Source organism: Nonomuraea africana (assembly GCF_014873535.1).
Lineage (GTDB): Bacteria > Actinomycetota > Actinomycetes > Streptosporangiales > Streptosporangiaceae > Nonomuraea > Nonomuraea africana.
This window is the reverse complement of the sequence record NZ_JADBEF010000001.1, coordinates 9,057,054-9,076,598: the sequence shown is the minus strand read 5'-3', so window position 1 is coordinate 9,076,598 and position 19,545 is coordinate 9,057,054. Positions and strand designations below refer to the sequence as shown.

General features: G+C 69.0%; 21 protein-coding genes and 1 pseudogene. 12 read left to right on the top strand and 10 right to left on the bottom strand.

Translation table 11 applies throughout. The features are described 5' to 3' along the window. Positions 1-128: 128 nt before the first annotated feature. Positions 129-368: a hypothetical protein gene (locus H4W81_RS43430; RefSeq protein ID WP_192780120.1), complete on the top strand. Its 240-nt coding sequence runs from the start codon at positions 129-131 to the stop codon at positions 366-368. 94 nt (positions 369-462) lie between these two features. Here the strand turns inward: H4W81_RS43430 and H4W81_RS43425 are convergent, their stop codons facing one another. Then, positions 463-858 (bottom strand): hypothetical protein, encoded by a 396-nt coding sequence (locus H4W81_RS43425; RefSeq protein ID WP_192780119.1) that lies wholly within the window; start codon positions 856-858, stop codon positions 463-465. Between the two features lie 992 nt (positions 859-1,850). On the opposite strand from H4W81_RS43425, the gene H4W81_RS43420 reads away from it, so the two are divergent. Beyond that, the gene (locus H4W81_RS43420; RefSeq protein ID WP_225960830.1) at positions 1,851-2,141 is read left to right on the top strand and encodes a MerR family transcriptional regulator; all 291 of its coding nucleotides are present in this window, start codon (positions 1,851-1,853) and stop codon (positions 2,139-2,141) included. A gap of 449 nt (positions 2,142-2,590) precedes the next feature. Here the strand turns inward: H4W81_RS43420 and H4W81_RS43415 are convergent, their stop codons facing one another. From H4W81_RS43415 to H4W81_RS43400, 4 genes are all read right to left on the bottom strand, one after another. Next, positions 2,591-3,748 (bottom strand): RNA-guided endonuclease InsQ/TnpB family protein, encoded by a 1,158-nt coding sequence (locus H4W81_RS43415; RefSeq protein ID WP_420538720.1) that lies wholly within the window; start codon positions 3,746-3,748, stop codon positions 2,591-2,593. A 55-nt stretch (positions 3,749-3,803) separates the two neighbouring features. Further along, positions 3,804-4,223: an IS200/IS605 family transposase gene (gene tnpA, locus H4W81_RS43410; protein ID WP_420538768.1), complete on the bottom strand. Its 420-nt coding sequence runs from the start codon at positions 4,221-4,223 to the stop codon at positions 3,804-3,806. Between the two features lie 91 nt (positions 4,224-4,314). After that, entirely contained in the window at positions 4,315-4,788 is a 474-nt protein-coding gene (locus H4W81_RS43405) for an STAS domain-containing protein (RefSeq protein ID WP_192780115.1), read from the bottom strand. A 514-nt stretch (positions 4,789-5,302) separates the two neighbouring features. After that, positions 5,303-5,950 carry a class I SAM-dependent DNA methyltransferase gene (locus tag H4W81_RS43400; protein ID WP_192780114.1) on the bottom strand — a complete coding sequence of 216 codons (648 nt, stop codon included), beginning with the start codon at positions 5,948-5,950 and terminating at the stop codon, positions 5,303-5,305. A gap of 176 nt (positions 5,951-6,126) precedes the next feature. Between H4W81_RS43400 and H4W81_RS43395 the strand changes: the two genes are divergently transcribed. Continuing rightward, the gene (locus H4W81_RS43395) at positions 6,127-6,675 is read left to right on the top strand and encodes a hypothetical protein (protein ID WP_192780113.1); all 549 of its coding nucleotides are present in this window, start codon (positions 6,127-6,129) and stop codon (positions 6,673-6,675) included. Between the two features lie 115 nt (positions 6,676-6,790). On the opposite strand, the gene H4W81_RS43390 is transcribed toward H4W81_RS43395, so the two are convergent. After that, complete coding sequence (locus tag H4W81_RS43390; protein ID WP_225959072.1) at positions 6,791-9,925, bottom strand: ATP-binding protein; 3,135 nt, start codon at positions 9,923-9,925, stop codon at positions 6,791-6,793. An 83-nt stretch (positions 9,926-10,008) separates the two neighbouring features. Here H4W81_RS43390 and H4W81_RS43385 point away from each other — a divergent pair, with 83 nt between their 5' ends. From H4W81_RS43385 to mltG, 3 genes are all read left to right on the top strand, one after another. Further along, positions 10,009-10,323, top strand: coding sequence for a TetR/AcrR family transcriptional regulator (locus H4W81_RS43385; RefSeq protein WP_192781392.1), 315 nt, complete (start codon positions 10,009-10,011; stop codon positions 10,321-10,323). A 111-nt stretch (positions 10,324-10,434) separates the two neighbouring features. Further along, on the top strand, positions 10,435-10,947 hold the full coding sequence (locus H4W81_RS43380) for a SigE family RNA polymerase sigma factor (RefSeq protein WP_192780111.1): 513 nt from the start codon (positions 10,435-10,437) through the stop codon (positions 10,945-10,947). Next, entirely contained in the window at positions 10,944-11,885 is a 942-nt protein-coding gene (gene mltG, locus H4W81_RS43375; RefSeq protein WP_192780110.1) for an endolytic transglycosylase MltG, read from the top strand. The genes H4W81_RS43380 and mltG overlap by 4 nt, the downstream gene beginning before the upstream one ends. Here mltG and H4W81_RS50295 read toward each other — a convergent pair. From H4W81_RS50295 to H4W81_RS43360, 4 genes and pseudogenes are all read right to left on the bottom strand, one after another. Then, positions 11,839-12,126 (bottom strand): annotated as a pseudogene (locus H4W81_RS50295) (imine reductase family protein); the annotation flags it as partial. The gene mltG and the pseudogene H4W81_RS50295 overlap by 47 nt on opposite strands. A gap of 135 nt (positions 12,127-12,261) precedes the next feature. Continuing rightward, positions 12,262-12,831, bottom strand: a complete 570-nt coding sequence (locus H4W81_RS43370) for a hypothetical protein (protein ID WP_225959070.1) — start codon at positions 12,829-12,831, stop codon at positions 12,262-12,264. Positions 12,832-13,025: 194 nt separating this feature from the next. Further along, positions 13,026-14,795, bottom strand: coding sequence for an NAD+ synthase (locus H4W81_RS43365; RefSeq protein WP_192780109.1), 1,770 nt, complete (start codon positions 14,793-14,795; stop codon positions 13,026-13,028). Between the two features lie 465 nt (positions 14,796-15,260). Next, positions 15,261-15,629 (bottom strand): hypothetical protein, encoded by a 369-nt coding sequence (locus tag H4W81_RS43360; protein ID WP_225959069.1) that lies wholly within the window; start codon positions 15,627-15,629, stop codon positions 15,261-15,263. Positions 15,630-15,820: 191 nt separating this feature from the next. Here H4W81_RS43360 and H4W81_RS43355 point away from each other — a divergent pair, with 191 nt between their 5' ends. The 6 genes from H4W81_RS43355 (at position 15,821) to H4W81_RS43335 (ending at position 19,397) form a co-directional block, all read left to right on the top strand. Further along, a complete protein-coding gene (locus H4W81_RS43355) occupies positions 15,821-16,753 on the top strand; it encodes a DJ-1/PfpI family protein (RefSeq protein WP_192780107.1) in 933 nt (310 codons plus the stop codon). 173 nt (positions 16,754-16,926) lie between these two features. Then, positions 16,927-17,238, top strand: coding sequence for a cupin domain-containing protein (locus tag H4W81_RS43350; RefSeq protein WP_192780106.1), 312 nt, complete (start codon positions 16,927-16,929; stop codon positions 17,236-17,238). A 52-nt stretch (positions 17,239-17,290) separates the two neighbouring features. Further along, on the top strand, positions 17,291-17,413 hold the full coding sequence (locus tag H4W81_RS50290; RefSeq protein WP_397125995.1) for a transposase: 123 nt from the start codon (positions 17,291-17,293) through the stop codon (positions 17,411-17,413). Positions 17,414-17,541: 128 nt separating this feature from the next. After that, a complete protein-coding gene (locus tag H4W81_RS43340; RefSeq protein WP_192780104.1) occupies positions 17,542-18,729 on the top strand; it encodes a tetratricopeptide repeat protein in 1,188 nt (395 codons plus the stop codon). A 52-nt stretch (positions 18,730-18,781) separates the two neighbouring features. Then, a complete protein-coding gene (locus tag H4W81_RS50285) occupies positions 18,782-18,907 on the top strand; it encodes a DUF6924 domain-containing protein (protein ID WP_420538735.1) in 126 nt (41 codons plus the stop codon). A gap of 208 nt (positions 18,908-19,115) precedes the next feature. Next, positions 19,116-19,397 (top strand): hypothetical protein, encoded by a 282-nt coding sequence (locus tag H4W81_RS43335; protein WP_192780103.1) that lies wholly within the window; start codon positions 19,116-19,118, stop codon positions 19,395-19,397. Positions 19,398-19,545: the final 148 nt, after the last annotated feature.

Below are 19,545 nucleotides of genomic sequence, written 5' to 3'. Positions count from 1 at the left end.
CGACTCGACATGCTGAGGGATGAGGCTCATCTGGATCAATTTAGGTTCAACACAAATTTCGCTTGACACGATACTTAGGTCTGGCATAAGTTTAGGGCACAACGAAGTTGCTGACCCGGAGGTACCAGATGCGCGCCGCGCTCCACGTGACACCGACCAGCTCGACCACCACCCCGGACGGACTCGGAGCCATCGCCGCCCCGAGCGCCATCCGGTTCACGGCAGGTGAGGTCCTGCAGGCCACCGGCCAGGCGGGAAGAGAAGTGCCCGGACGGCAGGACAGGAAGTCGCAGCTCAAGGCGCACTCGACCGGCCGGGCGTATCCGATGCGCCGCCCGGTCGCGGCCCCGCGGCGCTCCTCCTTCTGAGCTCCGAGGGTTGCGAGCCAGTCATGCCGTGCGACAACCGGCTCGTGGTGTGCGGGGATCGATCCCCGCACACCACGAGCCCCGACCTTGGGACCTACAGCCTCAACCCGGATTCCAGATGAGCCAGTGCCCGGTCGATCTCGCCGGGCCCGTCCATGTCGGGGTTCTGGGCCCAGTGCAGCCAGATCATCGCCACGACCCCGAAGACGGCGCCGGTGACTGGCGCCCGGCACCACCTGGTCTTTGGACACGGCGTGCACCAGTGTCTCGGCCACAGCTGGCGAGGCCGGAGGCCACCGGTCAGGCACGGCCGCGCAGCGTGACCCGTTGCCGGACACGCTGGGACGATCACCTCGCCACTGAGCGGGTCGCAGCACACCTCGTAGCCCTGGCGCGCCAGCGTGACCTGCAAGGCCAGTTGGATCGTCTGCCGGACCTCGCGCAGGTACTTGGCTTCGGCGGTCACCGGCCCGCTGGCGGCGGCCTCCACGCCTGGCCTGCATGTGCCTCTCACCTGTCTCGTGCCCCACAGCGCCCCGCTCATGTGGGACGACGCCCCGGGCGGGCGCCCGGACCCTCCTGGCAGGAGACCGGAAGAGCGCAGCCATGCGAGGAAGCCGGACGGCCGAGCGGTGGGGACGCGTCGCGACGGCCTGTCCTCCTCCGCCTTCTTCGTCCTGGCCCTGCTCGGGCACGTGAAGGACGACCCCGCGGTGCCGGCCGTGGTCCAGCGTCGGTGCGCTGCGCGAGTCTTGCCGCTTCGTGTCTGAAAATCTGTAGTGGCCGGAGTAGACATCTGCGCTTGATCACGCTAATGTTCCTGGCATCGCAAGGGACGGATCCACGAGGGCAGGACACAGAACAGCAAGCAGTACGACGGTCTGCCCGGACGAGCGTGGATGGCAGTGGATGACGTTGGAGATGGCAGAAGGTCGGACGTACCGGGGCAGGGCAGTAGTAAGGGCCCCGGAACGTGGACGCGCTGTCGTGTAGGCGAAGTTTGCAGAAGGCCGGACGTGCTGGGGCCGAGGTAGTGGCAAGGGGCTCTGGCGCGTGGGCGCGCTGCAGGGGCAGCCTCAGGGCTGTCCCATCAAGAGGTCGAATGATTTGCAGGGATAGAGAAGGGAGCGTTGAACGCCATTAGGATCGCCCGTCGCCGCACGGGTACCGCAGTTCCACAGATAGGGAAGGTGGTCTACGGTCACACATCCGCGATCCTCGCGTCCCCGCCCGTACCGGGTGGCGGATGCGGAAAACGAAACCCGGCCACCTGGCCGGTAGATGGTGTTTAACCTCATTCGGGCCCCGGCGCATGGCGCCGGGGCCCACGTCGGCGTGTGGGAAGGTTGTATGGATCAAACGTTGAAGAGGCCGGGCGCCAAGCCCGAGAGCCCCTCAGGCGTCACGGGCGGCGAGCTGCGCGCCACGCCCAGTGACACGGTCGGCGACAAGTTCGACGATGAGGACTATCCCGCGTACAGCATGGGCAGAGCTGCGGAGATGCTAGGCGTCACCCCCGCGTTCCTGCGTGCTCTGGGCACCGCCAAACTGATCGAGCCGCGGCGTTCCGACGGCGGTCATCGCCGCTTCTCGCGCTACCAGCTGCGGCTGGCGGCCAGAGCGCGAGAGCTCGTCGATCAGGGCACGCCGCTGGAGGCCGCGTGCCGCATCATCGTTCTGGAAGATCAGCTGGCTGAGGCGCTGCACATCAACGCCCAACTGCAGCAGAACCGCGCGCCACAACCCATGGAGGAGCCCGACCCGCCGCGATGACGGCCCTCGGCGCAGAAACGGATCGTGTTGCCGAAGGGGCATCGCATCGGCGTTGAGGTCCTGCTGGGATGCGGACCCGGGCAGGGCAGGATGTACTCCTTCGGCATACGGCTGTGCCGAGTCCCGGTGCCTTCGGACTCGGCCGAGCCATGATCACGCTCCCTTTTGCGGGGGACGTCTCACCCGCGCAGGGGACCACCCGTTCGCCAGGCCACCACAGAGCTGACAGCCGGCCACGCGACCATGCCTGCTCCCAGGTGACCGGCAGTCGCCACACCCCGTAGGCCAGGCCGGCCTCGCGCATGGAGATCTCGGTCGCCGGTACGGCCAGGCGCAGCGTGGGAAAGCGCTCCAACAGCACGCGATAGCCGATGCGCATCTCGATCCCCCACGCCGGCAGGCGTCACACACTGGTGACTCCTCCACCCCGTAAACGGGGTGGCTTCTCGCTACACCGCGCGGGCGTCGCGCAGGACCAGCCCGGCCCTGAGAATGTTGCTCGCCGCGACAACGTCGGCGTTGGCGGCATGACCACAGACCACGCAGACGAAGTCGGCTTGGGTTTTGCGGTTCTCGCCTGACACGTGCCCACAGATGGGGCAGGTACGGGAGGTGTCGCGGGGGTTCACCGAGATCACTTCCCGACCGGCGCTTTCAGCCTTGTTGGTGAGGATCGCGAGGAACACCCCCCAACCCGCGTCCAGAATGTTCTTGTTCAGCCCAGCCTTTGCCGCCGACCCGTTCGAGAGGAACACGCCCGCCTGGTCGGGGTCCGGCTTCGGTGCCGGGCTCTTGGTCATGTTGGCGATGCGTAGATCTTCGACCGTGATCACATCCGCCGCGCGGACCAAGGCCAAGGCGGTCTTATGCGCGTGGTCGGTGCGCCGGCGCGCGACCTTGCGGTGGATCTTCCCGATCCGTCGCGCGGCTTTCCGCCGCCGCGCCGAGCCCCGCCGGGTACGGGCGTAGGCCTGCTGCGCGGCAGTCAGTTCCCTCTCAGCGGTCAGCCGGTAACGAGGGTGGGGGATGTGCCCGCGCTCGTCGGTGAGACCGTCGATCGGCGCGCTGAGGCTGGCGAAGTGGACGACGCCCATGTCCAGGCCGACCTGGCGGCCGGACGGCGGGAGTGGTCGCGCGGATACCTCATCGCAGGAGACGATCACGTACCAGCGGGAACCTTCCCGCTTGACCTCGATCTGCTTGACCCGCCCGGCGATCGGCCGGTGCTGGTGCACCTTGAGGTGTCCGATCCCGTGCAGGCGGACGAACGTCGCGCTCGGGTGGTGAGGTTGGGAGTCCCATTTCGCGCCGTCGCCCTCAACGAAGGTGACCGTGTCGAACCAGCCCCGCCCTTTGAAACGCGGGTAGCCCGGCTTCTGCCCTGCCTTGACCCGGCGGAAGAACGCCTCGAACGCCCGGTTCAACCGGCGCAGCGTCTGCTGCTGACTGGTAAACGACCAGCGGCCCTGCCCCTGCGCATCCGCCGCCCGGATCTCCTTCAGCTGCGCGGACTGCTCCCCGTACCGGATCGACACCCCTGCCCGTCGGTAGGCCTCCCGCCGCTCTTGCAGGGCAGCGTTATACAGTCCGCGGTGATCGTCCAGCATCGCCGACAGTGCGATCTCCTGGTGCCGGGTCGGCCGCAGCAGAAACTTAAACGACCTACGCACCCGCGCCCCCGGTCTTGGCCCGGGGGACGCGCTCATACCGGGTCTCGATGTAGCGCTGCACCGTGTGCGCGCTGAGCGCGCCCACCGACGCGACGAAGTACGAGCGTGACCACAGGGTCGGGAGCCGGGATCTCAGGTGCGGAAACTCGGCGCGCAGGTGGTGGGAGGTGAAAGCCTTGAACTGGTTGGCCACGTACGACGGCGAGTTCTTCGGGTGGGGTTTCACCAACAGCTGCACGTGATCGGGCATCACCTCCAGGGCGATGATCTCCCAGTCGTGCTCGGCGGCCTTGGCACCGATCAGCTCCTCCAACCGGGTCTTGACCCGGCCGCTCAGGACACGGCGCCGGTACTTGGGGCACCACACCACGTGATAACCCAAGTCGTAGGCCGCAGCAGGGGAAGTCCGCACCCGACGAGACACCTGATCAGTATAAGAGCATTACTCTTATAACAACAGCGGGATCGCCGGACAGGGCGCCAACGCGCTGCCCCAGGCACGCTCAGGCCCCAGAGGGCCTTCCCGCTCGGCATTCCCCCGCTCCCTGAAGGGAGCGGTCCCCTGCCTTCGACTTGATGTGCGACGGTGCGAAGGCAGGCGCTTCGGCCAGGGCGAGCGCCGCGTCACCCACGTTGCGATAGCGCGGGAAGACGTGATCCATGCCGGTGCGAAGCAGGACCCGCGCGCAACGGCCGTGCACACCCGTCAGGGCCAGCTCACCGTCGGCGGCGCGCACGCGCTTCAACGCGCTGATGATGCCGCTCAGTCCGGTGGAGTCGCAGAACTCCAGCTCGGAGAGGTCCAAGACCACGTAGGGTTCGGGCTGCGCCACGATCCCGTCGATTTCGTGAGCCAAGACGGCCAGCGCGGCGATGTCCAGCTCGCCGTGCAGGTGCAGCAGGGTGCCGGCGCTCAGCGCGTCGACCGTGATGCGCAACGGCGCATGGTGCGGACCGGCCTGCTCCTTCGTGCCCATGTGACCACCTCGCTCAGGCTCCCCTCCCTACCCGGCCCAGCCTGGGCTATGCCCCACGATGAGAGCGATCACCCTGTTCACGTGGCTTTGCCGTGATCTCAGGCAGTTGGCCGATGGGGGCGATGATCGTCCGGCTTCGCGGGCACGACCATACCGCCGTGTCGTCTCTGATCACAGCGGTCAGAGGGTGGGTATCCGGGTGCGCGGGGCACTCCGGCCATACCGCGGGCAAGCCCTCCTGCCACAGGGCCTCGACGGCCCACTCTTGGACCTGATCTGCGAGGTCGGCTACTTGATGGGGGATGTCGCCGCCACTCCGGATCTGGATGCCGAGCCCGGTCCCATCTGGCCCGTAGAGCATGACGACGGGTTCTTCCCAGCTCTGGACAGCGACGTCGCGGACAGTGGGGCGCACGGCGCATTGTGCGTAGAGATCCCGGAGCACGGTCCGCAACGTTGCGGGAAGTGCCTTGTCCATAGATGATTCCAGCTCTCGGCAAAGGACGTTCTTGGCTCAGCCGCTCTTGCGGGCCAGGAGACAGGCGTGCTGCCGTTTCTGCCCCTCGCCGGGCTCCTCCATGAGTCGCGCGGTGACGACCAGCCCGGCCTCGGCGAGCAGCTCGGCGATGCGGTCGGGCTGCTGCAGGTGGATTCCGATGGACACCGGGTGGCCGTATGCGTGCTCGAGCTGCCGGTGCTCGTCGCCGACGTGGGTCCCCAGCAACAGGTGGCCGCCTGGTGCCAGCGTCCGGCAGAACTCGGCGAACACCGTGGGCAGTTGCTCCGACGGGATGTGATGCGTGGAGTACCAGGCGACGATGCCGCCCAACTCGTCGTCCCCGAGGTCCAGCGCGGTCATTGAACCCGCCTGGAACCGCAGGCCCGGGTATCTCCGCCGGGCCACCTCGACCATCCGCGGTGACAGGTCGATACCGAACACCGGCACTCCCAGCGCGTGCAGGTGCGCTGCCACATGGCCGGGCCCGCACCCGATGTCGGCGACCGGCCCGTCTCCAGAGGCTCGTACGAGCTCGGCGAACGCCGCCAGCATCGCGCGGGTCAACGGCATGGACGCGAGTGCGGTTCCGTAGAGCTCCGCATAATCGACGGCGACCGTGTCATAGGACGCCCGGAGGGCGGTGAGGTAGGAAGGCTCGGTCATACGGATCAACGTAGCCAGTCGCTCAGCACCAGTCGCGTCTCTCGACTCCCCGAACCGCTGCGGTTGTCACGATCAAGGAGATGCCGGAAGGGCCCAGACGGGGGCCGACGCCTGCTGTCAGGCCGTCTCAGCGCTGTGAGAGTGGCGTGTCAGCGGGTGGCGCGATCGTCTCTTCCATGGAGATCACCAAGACCCGCCCCCGCACCGTCACCTTCGCGGGCTCCCTGCAGCTGCTGTTCGCCCTGGCCTTCCTGATCGCCCCCGTCCTCGGCCTCATCTACGGCGCCGACGTCCAGTCCGCCGCCGAGGCCGAGCTCGCCAGGCAAGGTCTCTCTCCCTCCGTCCTGGCCGAGAACAACCTTCACTTCGACGAGGGCGGCTACGCGATGGTGCTGCCTGTCACCACCGCCGTGATCGCCGCGATCCTGGCGTGGCTCACCCTGGCAGGCAAGCGCGTCGGCCGGATCCTGACCCTGATCGTCCAGCCGTTCTTCCTCGCTCTGGACGTCTTCGTCCTCACCAGCCAGTTGTCCAAGGTGCAGTTCCTTCAGTCCATCCTCGGCGCCGGCGCGAACGCGCAGGCGGTTCTCGACGCGAGCGAGCGCGTCTACCCCGCCTGGCTGCTCGCCGTGTCCGACGGCCGCCTCGTCTTCACGCCCCTGGCCTCCCTGGTGGTCATCGTCCTGCTCCTGCTCCCGTCGGCCCGTGCCTACTTCCGCAAGTGACCTGCGAGCCTGGGACAAGGACCGCTGTTCGCCAGCCCGGCCTGGAGGGCCGTGTGGTCGCGGTGTTCTTCGCGCCGGCCATGCGTTGCCTACCGCAAGAACGCCGCCTGACCGATCACCCCGCGACCGGCTGGCCGGACATCTCGTCCAGCCGGTTCAGCGCGTCCTGCCTCGGCAGCTCCGCGCCCCGGCGGTACGCCTCGCGGTAGCCGTCCTCGCCGAGTTCCGCGGTGAGCCTGGCGGCCAGCTCACGCAGCTGCGGCTCGCCGTGGTAGAACGCCCCGCGGATCACGTGACTCATCCCCAGCGCGTGGGCGGCGCCAACCGGGTCGTTCTCCAGCTCCAGCAGTCTGGCCAGTAGTTCCGCGGCCCAGGCCTTGCCGTTGGCGTTGCCGTACGCGAACATGCCGCGCACGGCCCTGGGCAGGAGCTCACGCGCCGGTCCCGGTGCTCCTCCCGCGAGCCGGTTGGCCATCCTGTCGGCCGCGATCATGTCTTTTGCCATCTCCTCGGGGTACGGCAGGCGGTGCACGAGCGCCTCCATCCGGTCCAGGAGCCGGTCGGCTTGCTCGATGTCGCCGGAGCGGCGGTGCACGTTGGCGAGGTAGGCCAGCATGTCGGTCTCCAGGCGTCGGTGGCCCCGCTCCCTGGCCTGGTGCTGTGCGGCCAGGATGTCCCGGCGAGCTCCGTCGAGGTCGCCGCTGCGCATCCGCGCCACCGAGAGGGCGGCCTTGGTGGAGAACAGGTGCTCCTCGGTGCCGAGCTCGGCGGCGATCGCGACCGCCCGCTCGAAGACGGCGATGGCCTGGCCGTACTCGCCCCGCAGGGAATGATCCCGGCCGAGCGGGAGCAGGCTCATCACCAGCCCCCAGCGGTCGCCCACCTCCTCGAAGCCGCGCAACGCCTCCCGTCGTGAATGGACGCCGGTCTGCAGGTCGCCCTGTTCGGTGAGCACGAAGTCGTGCCCCCAGTGCGCGCTGGCCCGCAGCCAAGGATCGGGCGAGTTCAACGCCTGCTGGAGCTGCCCATCGTCGAGGTTGCCCGCCATCTGCGACATGCGCAGCAACGGCAGCGCCGGATGGAACTCCATCGCTCCCGTGGAGTCGACGTCCACGGGTTCGGCTTGGGAAGTCGCCTCGGCCGCGGCGAGCCGCACCACGCGGAAGGCGGCGCGGGCCTGGTCGGGCAGGGCGTCGCCGAACGCGAGCACCTCGGTCAGATACGTCTCGAACTGGGTGCTCATCCCACGGATGCCCCAGTACCAGAACATCGCCCTGACGAACCGGGAGGCCATGAGCGCGTCCCCTGCCTCCAGAGTCGCCCGCAGCGCGAGGATCAGGTTGTCGTGCTCGGCGTCGAACAGCGCGATCGCGCGCAGCTGCTCCCGCGTGCGCAGCAGCGGCTCGAGCTCCTCGGCCAGCGCGAGGAAGTACTCGGCGAACCGGGTGGAGACCTCGTCCCCTGACTCGGCGAGCCGGGTGGCCGCGTACGCGCGGACCGTCTCCAGCATCCGGTACCGGCCGTCCACTTCCTGGACGATCGACTTCTCGACCAGGGAGCCGACCACGTACAGCACGTCCTCGGCCGGCAGCGACCCGTCCGCGCAGACCGCCTCCAAGGCGGCGAGGGTCGCCCCGCCGGCGAAGGCCGACAGCCGGCGCGCCAGCACCCGCTCGGGCTCGGCCAGCAGGTCCCAGCTCCACTCGACCACCGCGAGCAGGGTGCGCTGGCGCGGCAGCGCGGTCCTGCTGCCCGAGGTCAGCAACCGGAACCGGTCATCAAGGCGCCGCGCGATCTGCTCCACGCCCATCGAGCGCAGCTTGGCCGCCGCCAGCTCCAGCGCGAGCGGCATCCCGTCCAGCCGCCAGCAGATCTCCACCACGGCATCCACGGTGGAGTCGTCGAGCGCGAAGCCCGGCCGGACACCGGCGGCCCGGTCGACGAACAGGCGCACCGCGGCCGCCTCGGCCGCCTCGGCCGCCGTCTCGGGATCCCGTGGCACCTCCAGCGGGCCCAGGTGGCACAGCGCCTCCCCGATGATCGCCAGCGGCTCCCTGCTGGTGGCCAGGATCCGCAGCTGCGGCAGCCGCACCAGCAGCTGATCGGCCAGCTCCGCGGCCGCCTCGACCAGGTGCTCGCAGTTGTCGAGCAGCAGCATCGCGTCACCGACGTCCAGCAGCTCGGCCAGCCGATCCACCGGTGCGGCCTGCTGCCCGCCGTCATACAGGCGGCCGTCGCTCGCGCTGAGCGCGCCCAGCACCGCGTCGGCCAGCTGATCCGGCGCGCTCACTCCCGCCAGCGGCACGAACCACACCCGGCCCCGCGGATGGGCCCGATCCCGGGCCGCCGCCTCCAGCGACAGCCTGGTCTTGCCCGCGCCGCCGGGACCGACGATGGTGACCAGCCTGGAGCCGGTCATCAGCTCGCCGAGCTGGTCCAACTCCGCTTCGCGGCCGACGAAACTGGTGAGCCGCGCCGGGAGCCGGCTCGGCGCGGCCTGCTCGGCCTGCGGAGAGGGCCGCTCCAGCTCGCCGCGCAGCAGCGCCAGATGGATCTCCTGCAACCCCGCCGAAGGATCGACCCCCAGCTCCTCGCCCAGCCGGCCGCGGATCTCCTCGTACACCGTCAACGCGTCCGACTGGCGTCCGGCCGCCGCCAGCGCTCGCATCCGCAGCTCGGCCAGCCGCTCGCTCAGCGGGTACTCGGCAGCGGCCACGCCGAGATCGGCCAGCACCTCGTCGTGCCGGCCCAGCCGCAGTTCGGCGTCGAAGCGGTCCTCGGCGGCCGCGGCCCGGACCTCGTCCAGCCTCGTGGCGGCCGGGCGGGCGAACGGCGCCTCCAACACGTCGGCCAGCGCCGCGCCCCGCCACAGCCCCAACGCGGCACCCAGCGTCGCAGCCGCATCCTTGGGCCGGCCCGCCGCCAGCTCACGCCGCCCCCGCCCGGCCAACTCCTCGAACCGATGAACGTCCACGTCCTCGGCGCGCACCGACAGCCGGTAGCCGCCCGCCACCAGCTCCACCGTGCCCGCCCCGCCCAGCGACTTGCGCAACCGGGACACCAACCCCTGCAAGGCGGCGCCCGCGCCGGACGGCGCTTCGGCACCCCACAGATCACCGATCAGTACGTCAGCGGAGACCGGACGACCGCCGGCGAGGGCGAGCCTGGCGAGCAACATTCGCAGCCGGACACCGTTGATCTCCACCGGCGTGGCGTCGTCGACACGAGCCTCAACAGGGCCAAGCAGCATAACCCGCATCAAAATGACCTTCCAGTTTCGCCTGGAGCCGTCTGGATCGCCATCGTGACACCGATCCGGACAGCTCGTTGACGGTGCCGGGCCAGGCGGCGTCCACGGCAGCGCGAGCAGACGGTGGCGAGCAGGGACCCAGGGTACCGACAGGCGAGCGGGCCGCCCGCAAGCGGCTGGCGATCATCCGGGCCGCGCGGACGGCCTTCGCCCGCGACGGCTTCACCGTCGGCATGGACACGATCGCCGCCGAGGCCGGTGTGTCCAAGGTGACGGTCTACAACCACTTCGGCAGCAAGGAGACGCTGTTCCCGGCGGTCATCGGGGACGCGCTCGAAGAGGCTCGGCCAGCTTCGGGACGCCGTCGAGTTCCAGACGGAAGCCCCTGTTCCCTCTGAGGCTCAGCCTAGGTGGGGCACGCGCGCTCACCTTGGGGCGGAGATCGGTGCCGGTGGCATAGATCGGGATGGCGACTGCGTCCTTGCTTGGTGACATCGCGAGGAGGACAGGTGGATCCAGGATTCGAGGCGGACTTTCGTGACTTCGTCATCGATCGATCGGGGGCGCTGTTCCGTACCGCGTACCTGCTGACCGGTGACCGGCACGCCGCCGAGGACCTGGTGCAGTCGGCGCTGGCGAAGACGGCCGCCAAGTGGCGCGGCCTGCGCGACCCCGCGGCGATCGAAGGGTACGTCCGCCGCGTCATGTACCACGAGCAAGTCAGCTGGTGGCGGCGCCGTTCCAGGGTCACGGAGGTGTCCGCCGCTTGGCTGCCGGACCAGGTGGGCGACGGGCACGCGGAGGCCGCGGACCTGCGCCTGGTGATGCGCGCCGCGCTCGCCCGCCTGACGCCCAGGCAGCGGGCCGTGCTCGTGCTGCGCTACTTCGAGGACCTGTCCGAAACCGAGATCGCGGGACTGCTCGGCATCGGCGTGGGTTCCGTGCGCAGCCAGATCTACCGCTCATTGGAACGTCTGAAGAAGGCCGCACCCGAGCTGAACGCCGTGAGGGAGTCCGGATGAACATCGAGGATGTGCTGCGCGAGACCCTGTTCGACATGGCCGTCGAGGAGGAACCGCCTCCGCCGAGCCGGTTCCTCCAGGCACGGCGACGCCGCCGCCGCCAAGGGCTCGTCCTGGCCATGGCGGCGGGGTCCGTCGCCGTGCTGGCGGCCGGATCGACGTTCGCGGTCCAGAGCCTGTCGCCCCCAGCACCGGTCCTCTCGAAGCCCGTGGGACAGCGCCCCTCCCCCGCGCGGCCGGCCGTCCTGACCGTGAAGGAGGGGCTGCGGCTCTCGGAGACGCTCTCGCTGCTGGCGTCCGCCACCGGTAAGCCCGCCAAGGACTTCGTGCGCGCCGCCGAGGACGGCGAGGCGCTCGGTCTTCCCGCGTACGCCAAGGGCAGGCTCGAGGGGTTCGCCTTCCCCGGAACCTACGAGGTGTCACCCTCGGCGAGCCCGGGTGAGGTCATCGCGGCGATGGTGACCCGTTTCAAGCGCGCCGCCGAGGACGTCGAGTTGCCGGAAGGGGCCAGGCGGCTCCACCGTACGCCCCTGGAGGTGCTGACCGTCGCGAGCATCATCCAGGCCGAGACGTTCGACAAGCGCGACATGCCCAAGGTCGCCCGAGTCATCTACAACCGGCTGAACCGCAGGCCCGCGATGAGACTACAGCTGGACAGCACGGTCATGTATGGCCTGAAGACGTACGGCGTCCGCGCCACGTCCAAGGACCTGACGAGTTCGTCGCCGTACAACACCTACCGTCACGCCGGGTTGCCGCCCGGCCCCATCGGTAACCCGGGCGTCGACGCCATCGAGGCCGCCCTGAAACCCGCCACCGGGCCTTGGCTGTACTTCGTGATCACCGATCCGGGGAAGCGCGTCATGAAGTTCGCCGCCTCGGAAGCCGAGTTCATGGAGCTGGCAGAGGAACGCGCGAAGAACCTCCGCAAGAGGTGACTTCGGCCCTCGCGACCTTGCCCGTTGCCGGCACGGGCGGCGGCTTGGACCGATGGTCGATCACGGGTGCTCGCCTGAAGGCTTGCGGAACTGTTCGATCATCGCCATGTAGCCTTCGCCGCCCTCCTTCGGCTACGGCTCGGTCGATCAGTGCCTTGATGAACCTGGGCAGTTCGGCGTTGACGCCCTCGCTCTCGTGGACGAGGTGCTCCATCGCAGCCAGGTGCGTGTCGATGGTGGAATCATCGGCCGGCTACACCCTGCGCATCCACTTCGTCATGGCGCAGGGCCGCTACCTTTCCGCCGCCGAACGGGAGCGCCTGCTGGCGAGCATCGAAGCCGCCTCACCAGGCCGGCACGGCCGCGGATCGACGGGTCAGAAGCGGCGGCACTGGTCCTCCTTGTCGCCGCCGACGGAGTTCCCGCTCCCTGTCGGCTTCGGACTGTTCTCCTTGCACTGCAGGTTGCCCTTGACCGCGTTGCGGTGGATCTGCGCGCCCTTGCCGTTGCCGACCACCTGGATGTTGCCGCCGACCCGGTTGCCGTTGACCCGCAGGTAGCCCCGGTTGGCGTCCAGCTGGATGTCGCCGTTGATCCGCGAGGACGTCACCGTGGCGGCGCCGCCCTGCTTCACCTGGACGCTTCCGCGCACCACCGAGCCGCCGACGACCGACACGGCGCGGGCCCCCTCGCCTTGGACGTTGCCCTCGACGTTCGCCTCGCGGGCGATCAGGGTCGCGCTCCGCTCGACCTTGATGGTGCCCTTCACCCTGGTGCCGGCAAGAGTGCAGGTCGCCCCCGGCGGCACGCGCACGTTGTCGAGTGTCACGGCCCGGATGGTCCCCCTGCAGACGCGCTCGTCGGCGAAGGCCGGAGTGGCGACGACCAGCCCGCCGAAAACGGTTCCGAGGACGGCTCCGGCCATCGTCAGCTTGACCTTGTTCATCTCGTACCCTCCGTCGGCTTCGACCTGGTCCGCTGCCCGGTCACCTGAAGGATGTCGACCGGCGGTGAGGGCCACGTGAGGCGAACATGAGCGTCTTCTCACCTGAACGCCGGCAGGGTGTTGTGGACTGAGGAGGTGGTGATCCAACCGCCAGGGTCCACGCTGTCGGCCACGGCCACTGGGTCACTGGAGTACTAGGTGGTCTCGCGCCAGCGGTTGGTGATGGGCAGGCGGCGGTCCCGGCCGAAGTTCTTCGGGGTGATCTTGGGGCCGGGCGGGTACTGGCGCCGCTTGTACTCTGCCAGGTCCACCAGCCGGATGATACGCGCCACCAGGTCGGGGTCGTGGCCGGCGGCGATCAGCTCGGCCGAGCCCATGTCCTTCTCGACATAGTCGTCCAGCAGCCGGTCCAGCACCTCGTACGGCGGCAGCGAGTCGGTGTCGCTCTGGTCGGGGCGGAGCTCGGCACTGGGCTCCTTGGTGATGGAGTTCTCCGGGATGGGCCGGGCGACGTCCATGCGGAACCAGCTGTCGGTGTGCGCGTTACGCCAGCGCGACAGCTCCCAGACCATGGTCTTGGGCACGTCCTTGATCGGCGCGAAGCCGCCCGCCGAGTCGCCGTAGAGGGTGGAGTAGCCGGTGGCCAGCTCGCTCTTGTTCCCGGTGGTGAGCACCAGGTGCCCGTGCTCGTTGGAGAGCCCCATCAGCACCATGCCGCGCACCCGGGCCTGGAGGTTCTCCGCCGCCAGCCCGGTGAGCTCGATCTCCTTCTCGAAGGCGGTGACGATGCCGTTGATCGGCACCAGGCGCGAGTTGACGCCCTGGCGGCGCACCAGCTCCTCGGCGTCGGTGACGGAGTGCTCGGAGGAGTAGCGCGAGGGCATCATCACGACGTGGACCCGCTCGGGGCCGATGGCGTCGGAGGCGATGGTGGTGGTCAGGGCCGAGTCGATGCCTCCCGACAGGGCCAGGATGACCGACTCGAAGCCGTTCTTGGCCACGTAATCCCGCACGCCCAGCACCAGCGCCGAATAGACCTCGGCCACGTCGTCCAGCCGCGGCGCGATCGAGGGTGTGATGGGCGAGTCGATCGTCACGGGCTCGCTGGAGAGCACGAACCGGTCCACGGTGATCGTCGAGCCGTCGCCCGCGTCGTAGGTCGTCTTGCCCGGCTCCCGGTCGGCGACCGGCAGGTCCAGGTCCACCAGCAGCAGCTCCTCGCGGAACTGCCCGGCCCGCGCGACGAGCTCGCCGTCGGCGCCGACCACGATCGAGTCGCCGTCGAAGATCAGCTCGTCCTGCCCGCCCACCTGGTTGACGTAGGCCAGCGCGCAGCCCGCCTCCCGCGCCCGCCGGGCCACGAGCTCCAGCCGGACGTCGTCCTTCTCCCGCTCGTACGGCGAGGCGTTCGGCACGACCAGCAGCCCGGCGCCCGCCTGGCCGACCACCGCCACGGGCCCGCCGTCCTGCCACAGGTCCTCGCAGACCGCGATGGCCACGTCGACGCCGTGCAGCCTGAAGATGGGCAGCCGGTCGCCGCGGACGAAGTAGCGGTACTCGTCGAAGACCCCATAGTTCTGCAGGTGGTGCTTGGCCGTACGGGTGACGACCTTGCCCCGGTGGAGCAGGGCCGCGGCGTCCAGCGGCGCGCCCTCGGGCTGGCCGACGCGCGGCGCGAGGTCGGCCCGGTCCAGGTAGCCGACGAGCACGGGGAGCTCGCCGAGTCCCTCCTCGGCCAACCGGGCGGCCGTCTGCTCCAGCGTGGCGATCGAGGCGTCCACGAAGGAGGAGCGGAGCGCCAGGTCTTCCACGGGATAGCCGGCGAGGAACATCTCGGTGAACAGAACCAGGTGCGCGCCGTCGGCGGCGGCCTGGCGTGTCCAGTCCAGCAGCTTGGCGGAGTTGGCCGCCAGGTCGCCGACGACCGGGTTGGTCTGTGCTAGGGCAATGCGCAGGTGTGCCACGTGGATCAGGGTAGTACGGCCCGCTTTTTATCGTCACACTGACGGTAACTAGGGCCACCCGCCGCCTGATCGCCGAGGCGAACGCCAGCATGGCCGCGGCGGAGACCAGACCAGCGGGCCGCCGATCGGCGGCGCCGGCACGGTCGCCGCCGACCAGGCGAAGCCGGACAGCCCCGATAGCACCCCGCAGGTGCGCCGGGGCGAGCGAGGCGACGATGGCCGAGCGCTGCCCACCATGACGACCTCGCCCGCCGTCCACACCACGATCGTCGCGGCCAACCCGCCTTGAACATCTCTGCGTCGAAGACGACCCCCCCAGGTTCGTCGACGCCCGGCTCCAAAGGTGTCCCGACGTCTCATGAGGGTGAGCATCACGGACGGCAGGCGGGCCTGCGCCCACGGTGGCCGACGAGGTTCAACGGCTGGCTGCGCACTCACCTTCGCGTTGCGAGTGCTGATGAATCACTAGTCGCAGTGCGCGCTGGTAAGGCTCCGCTTGTAGAACTTGTTCTTGAAGTGAATGCTCGCGTTCACGTTGATGCACGTGTCGCGTGCGGAGACGTAGACCGGGCCCGCGTAGGTCGTGTAGTTACCGCTGTCCTGGTCGGCATACCGGGTCGCTCCGCTTCGGCTGATCCCCACCATCTTCCACGCGTGGGAGCCGTAGGTGGCGCCGTAGCCGTACGCGAGGGCGCAGTTCTTCCCGGTGCGCGAGTTGTAATAGACCTCCAACGTGCCCATTCTGTCGCCGTTCTCCGGGATCTTGTAGACACCCACCCTGCCATAGCCGTTCCCACAGGGGCCGGAAGCGCCGGCCGGGGTAGCGCTGGTCACGATCCAGGTAGACGTCAACACCGCGCCGGCAATGATCGCGAGCCTTTTCCGTGGTTTCACGAGAGGTCCTTTCCATGGTTCGTCGCGCGCGCCGACCTCGCCAAGCGAGGCCGGCGCTCGATCCACCAGGCTGCTCCACGTCGGCGCCCGCCACGAGTAGCAGGAATGCCTCTCTACGTAAGAATGCTGCCATGCATCGTGTCATGGCCCTGGTTCTGCCCGACGTGGTCACGTTCGATCTGACGATCCCGGCCGAGGTCTTCAGCGATCGGGACCACTACTCGTTCGCCACCTGCGCCGAGACGCCTGGGCGGGTGCCCTCCACCAGCGGTTGGGACATACATGTCCCGTTGGGGCTGGACGCCCTCGCCACAGCCGACACCGTCGTCGTGCCGGGTTACGTGCCGCTGGATGAGCCGACGCCGGCGGTGCTCGACGCGCTGCGCGCCGCCGCCCAGCGTGGCGCGCGGGTCGTCTCGGTGTGCACGGGAGCTTTCGCGCTGGCCGCCGCCGGCCTACTGGACGGTCGCCGGGCGACCACGCACTGGATGGATACGGCCGATCTGGCCACCCGCTATCCGGCCGTCGACGTCGATCCCGACCCGCTGTACGTCGATAACGGGAACGTGCTGACCAGTGCCGGTCTCGCCGCCGGCATCGATCTCTGCCTGCACCTGGTGCGGACCGACTACGGCTCGCAGGCCGCGGTTCGGGTCGCGCGGCGCCTGGTCGTCGCGCCCCACCGCGACGGCGGCCAGGCGCAGTTCTTGGAGCGCCCGGTGCCGACCACCGGCGTCGGGATGGCCGCGATCTGCGCGTGGGCGCTCGATCGGCTGGCCGAGCCGTTGACCGTCGCCGACCTCGCTCGCGAGGCGGGTTTCGCGCCTCGCACCTTCGCCCGGCACTTCGTCGCCGAAACGGGCACCACCCCGCTGCGCTGGCTCGCCGCCCAACGCCTCCTCGAAGCTCGGCGGCTCCTGGAGACCAGCGATCTGACCGTCGAGGAGGTGGCCCGGCGCTGCGGGCTCGGTACCGCCGCGAACCTGCGGCTGCACCTGTCCCGCGATGCGTCGACCACACCGACGGCCTACCGCCGCACCTACCGCGGACGGCCGAGGACGTGACCGTGTGGTTGCCGACCAACGTTGATAACGGTGTGCGAAGGCATGGCAGCATCCTTACGTATTGCGGCATTCCTGCTCCTCGTGGCGGGCGCCGACATGAAGCAGCCTGGTGGCTCAGGCGCCGGGCTCGCTTGGCCAGGTCCGCGCGCGACGAACCAGGAAAAGGACTTTTCGTGATCTTCCTTGACGCCCGCTCCTACACAGCCGAGCGCCCCTGGGGAGCCCTCGACGTCACCGAGATCGACGATGCGACCGTGCGGCTGCACTGGACGGACCAGCCGTACGTCTGGCACATCAACGATGGGCCCGAGGTCTTCGTCGTTCTCGACGGCGCCGTCGACATGCACTACCGGCGCGACGGTGAGGAGCATGTCGAACGGCTCACTCCCGGCCGCATCTGCTACGCCCAACCTGGCGACGAGCACGTCGCACACCCCGCACCAGAGGCGCGCATTCTGGTCATCGAACGCAAGGGCAGCATCTAGGGGCCTGTTTCAGAAGTGGATCACTCGGTTGATCCACTGAGATGATCTTTGAGTGGGTCGTGGTGATCTGACTGCCGCTCAGTGGGCGGTGCTGGAGCCGTTGCTGCCGGCGGGGAAGAAGCCGGGCAGGCCACCGAAGTGGACGAAACGGCAGCTCATCGACGGGATCCGGTGAGCGTGGGGCCCGCCGACCACGGGCTCGACCGCTCCCAGGGCGCTCCCGGCCGCCACACCCACCATGACGGTCGGGAGCCGGCCGTTCCTGCCACCGTGCCGACCACGTGCAGGTGGTATACACGGGGAATGAACGAGCTGGACGCTGCAGTGGTTCAGCCTGCGATGCTCGAACGTCCAGTGGATCCAGTCCGTTACGGAGGTGTGGTCCGGCCGGACAAGACCGTGCGGTGGGCGACGGACGAGCTCGAGCGGATCAGGCAGATGCGTGGGCGATCCCCGGATACGTGGCCCACGCCGACCGCCTTACCCGAGTCGCTGGACCAACTCGCCAAGTGGCTGACCGAGCTGGGGTGGGACGATCTCTCCTGCCTGGCTCGCCGGGAAGAACTGGCGGTCTATCGGACATTGTCCGCCGTCCAAGCGGGCTTGTTCGCTGACCGGATCGTCCATGCCCTGGCCGCGTTACGCGGCAGCCTCATGGAGTGCAAGCGGTATGAGGAAACACTCGAGGTTGTCGAGGAGCTCCTGCGGCTGTCGGAAACCAACCGATCTGCGCAGGCAGAGGCTCCGGGTGCGCGCTACTGGCGGACGCTGCTCCTCGCCAGGCTCGGCCGCGACCAGGAGGCGGTGGAGTCCGCGGCCGAGGCGGTGACCGAGATCCGCGGACGGCTGCGGCGCGCTGGGGCCACATCGGCGAGCTTCGAGCTCATCCACGCGTTGACGGCCTATGCGGATCGCCTGGACAAGGTCGGCCGCGTCGCCGAAGCCGCTGAGGTGAGTGCCGAGGTCATGGCGGCTTGGTGGCAGCAGGCCGACTCGACGGTTGAGTTTCTCCAGACGCTGGACCGGTGCAGCGAACGGCTCGTCCGGAGCGGGCAGACCGAACGGGCGCAAGCGTGCATCGTCGAGGCGATGGGAAAGATGCGGCGCCGTAAGCGTGACACTTACCAGGCAAGGGCCTGGCACACCCTCGGCGTCCGCCTGCTCGCGCTGGGGGCGCCGGAAGCAGCGCTGACCGCCGGCCAGGAAGCGGTACAGCTCTACCGCGACAGGGCGCGCGCTCATCAGGAGCGGCACCGGGAGCTGGAGGCGGAGGACGACTGGGACGACGATCACCGCTACTCCGAGGCGTACCTGCTCAAGCGGCGACGCGAGGAGCTGAAGTCCTCGCGGAAGGAGGTCCGTGGAGCCGAGCAGGACCTGCACGACGCCCTGCTCACCCTGAGTGCCTGCCTCCAGCAGCTCGACCGCATCGACGAGGCGGCGGCGGCCGGCGCCGAAGCCGCCACACTCCCCGGACTAGGGCCTTCATAAGCAGGCCGGCCGGCCAGTCGTTGATGATGGCGATCTGAACCGTGGCCTGAGGGTGGAGCGGGGACGCCAGATGCGGGCCATCGCGACCGAGCTGTACTCGATCGAGGCCAACCTCTCGATCGGCAACATGGACTTCGCCGACGCCATGGACGAAGAGGGCATCTTCCGCGGATTCTGACGCTACGTTTCAACCGCTCGAAAGTGTCGCCTCCGCCCCTCTGTCAGGAGGGTACGGGCGCCCGCCCCAGCCGCGCTCGGCAGCTGGCCCGACCAGCATTGACTACTTAGGGTAAGAATGTTATCACTGTGTGTCAGCGAGGGTTTTCTCCCTCTCGACACGATGGCCGGCTCGGCGGGAAGGACCCCTTGTGAAGACCCTCTCCATAATGTGTGGCGCAGCGCTCTGTTACGGCCTGCTCAGCTCTCCATCATCAGCGCACGCCGACGCCGTACCGGCCTACGCCTGCGTCACCGTGAACCTCGCCGACGACGGCACCCTGACCGGATCGCACTGCAAGGCCACCAACGGCGCCCCCGCCACCGGGCCGATCACGCAACCCTTCGCCGTGTGGTCGGCGCTTCAGCTGACCCGCTTCGTGTGGTGCACCACCGGGCAGGCCGACACGCCCGCCAACATCACCGCCTCCGGTTGCGTCGTCATCCTGTAACGCGAGGCGATCGGCTCCGGCCGGAGGTCCGCCGGGCGGTGCGAGAAGCGGCTCGCCCCCGCTGACCTCCGGTCCAGATCCACAGAACCCGAACGATCGTGAAAAGAAGGCCGGCGACCTGCCCCCTGCACGATGCCGTCCAGAAGAA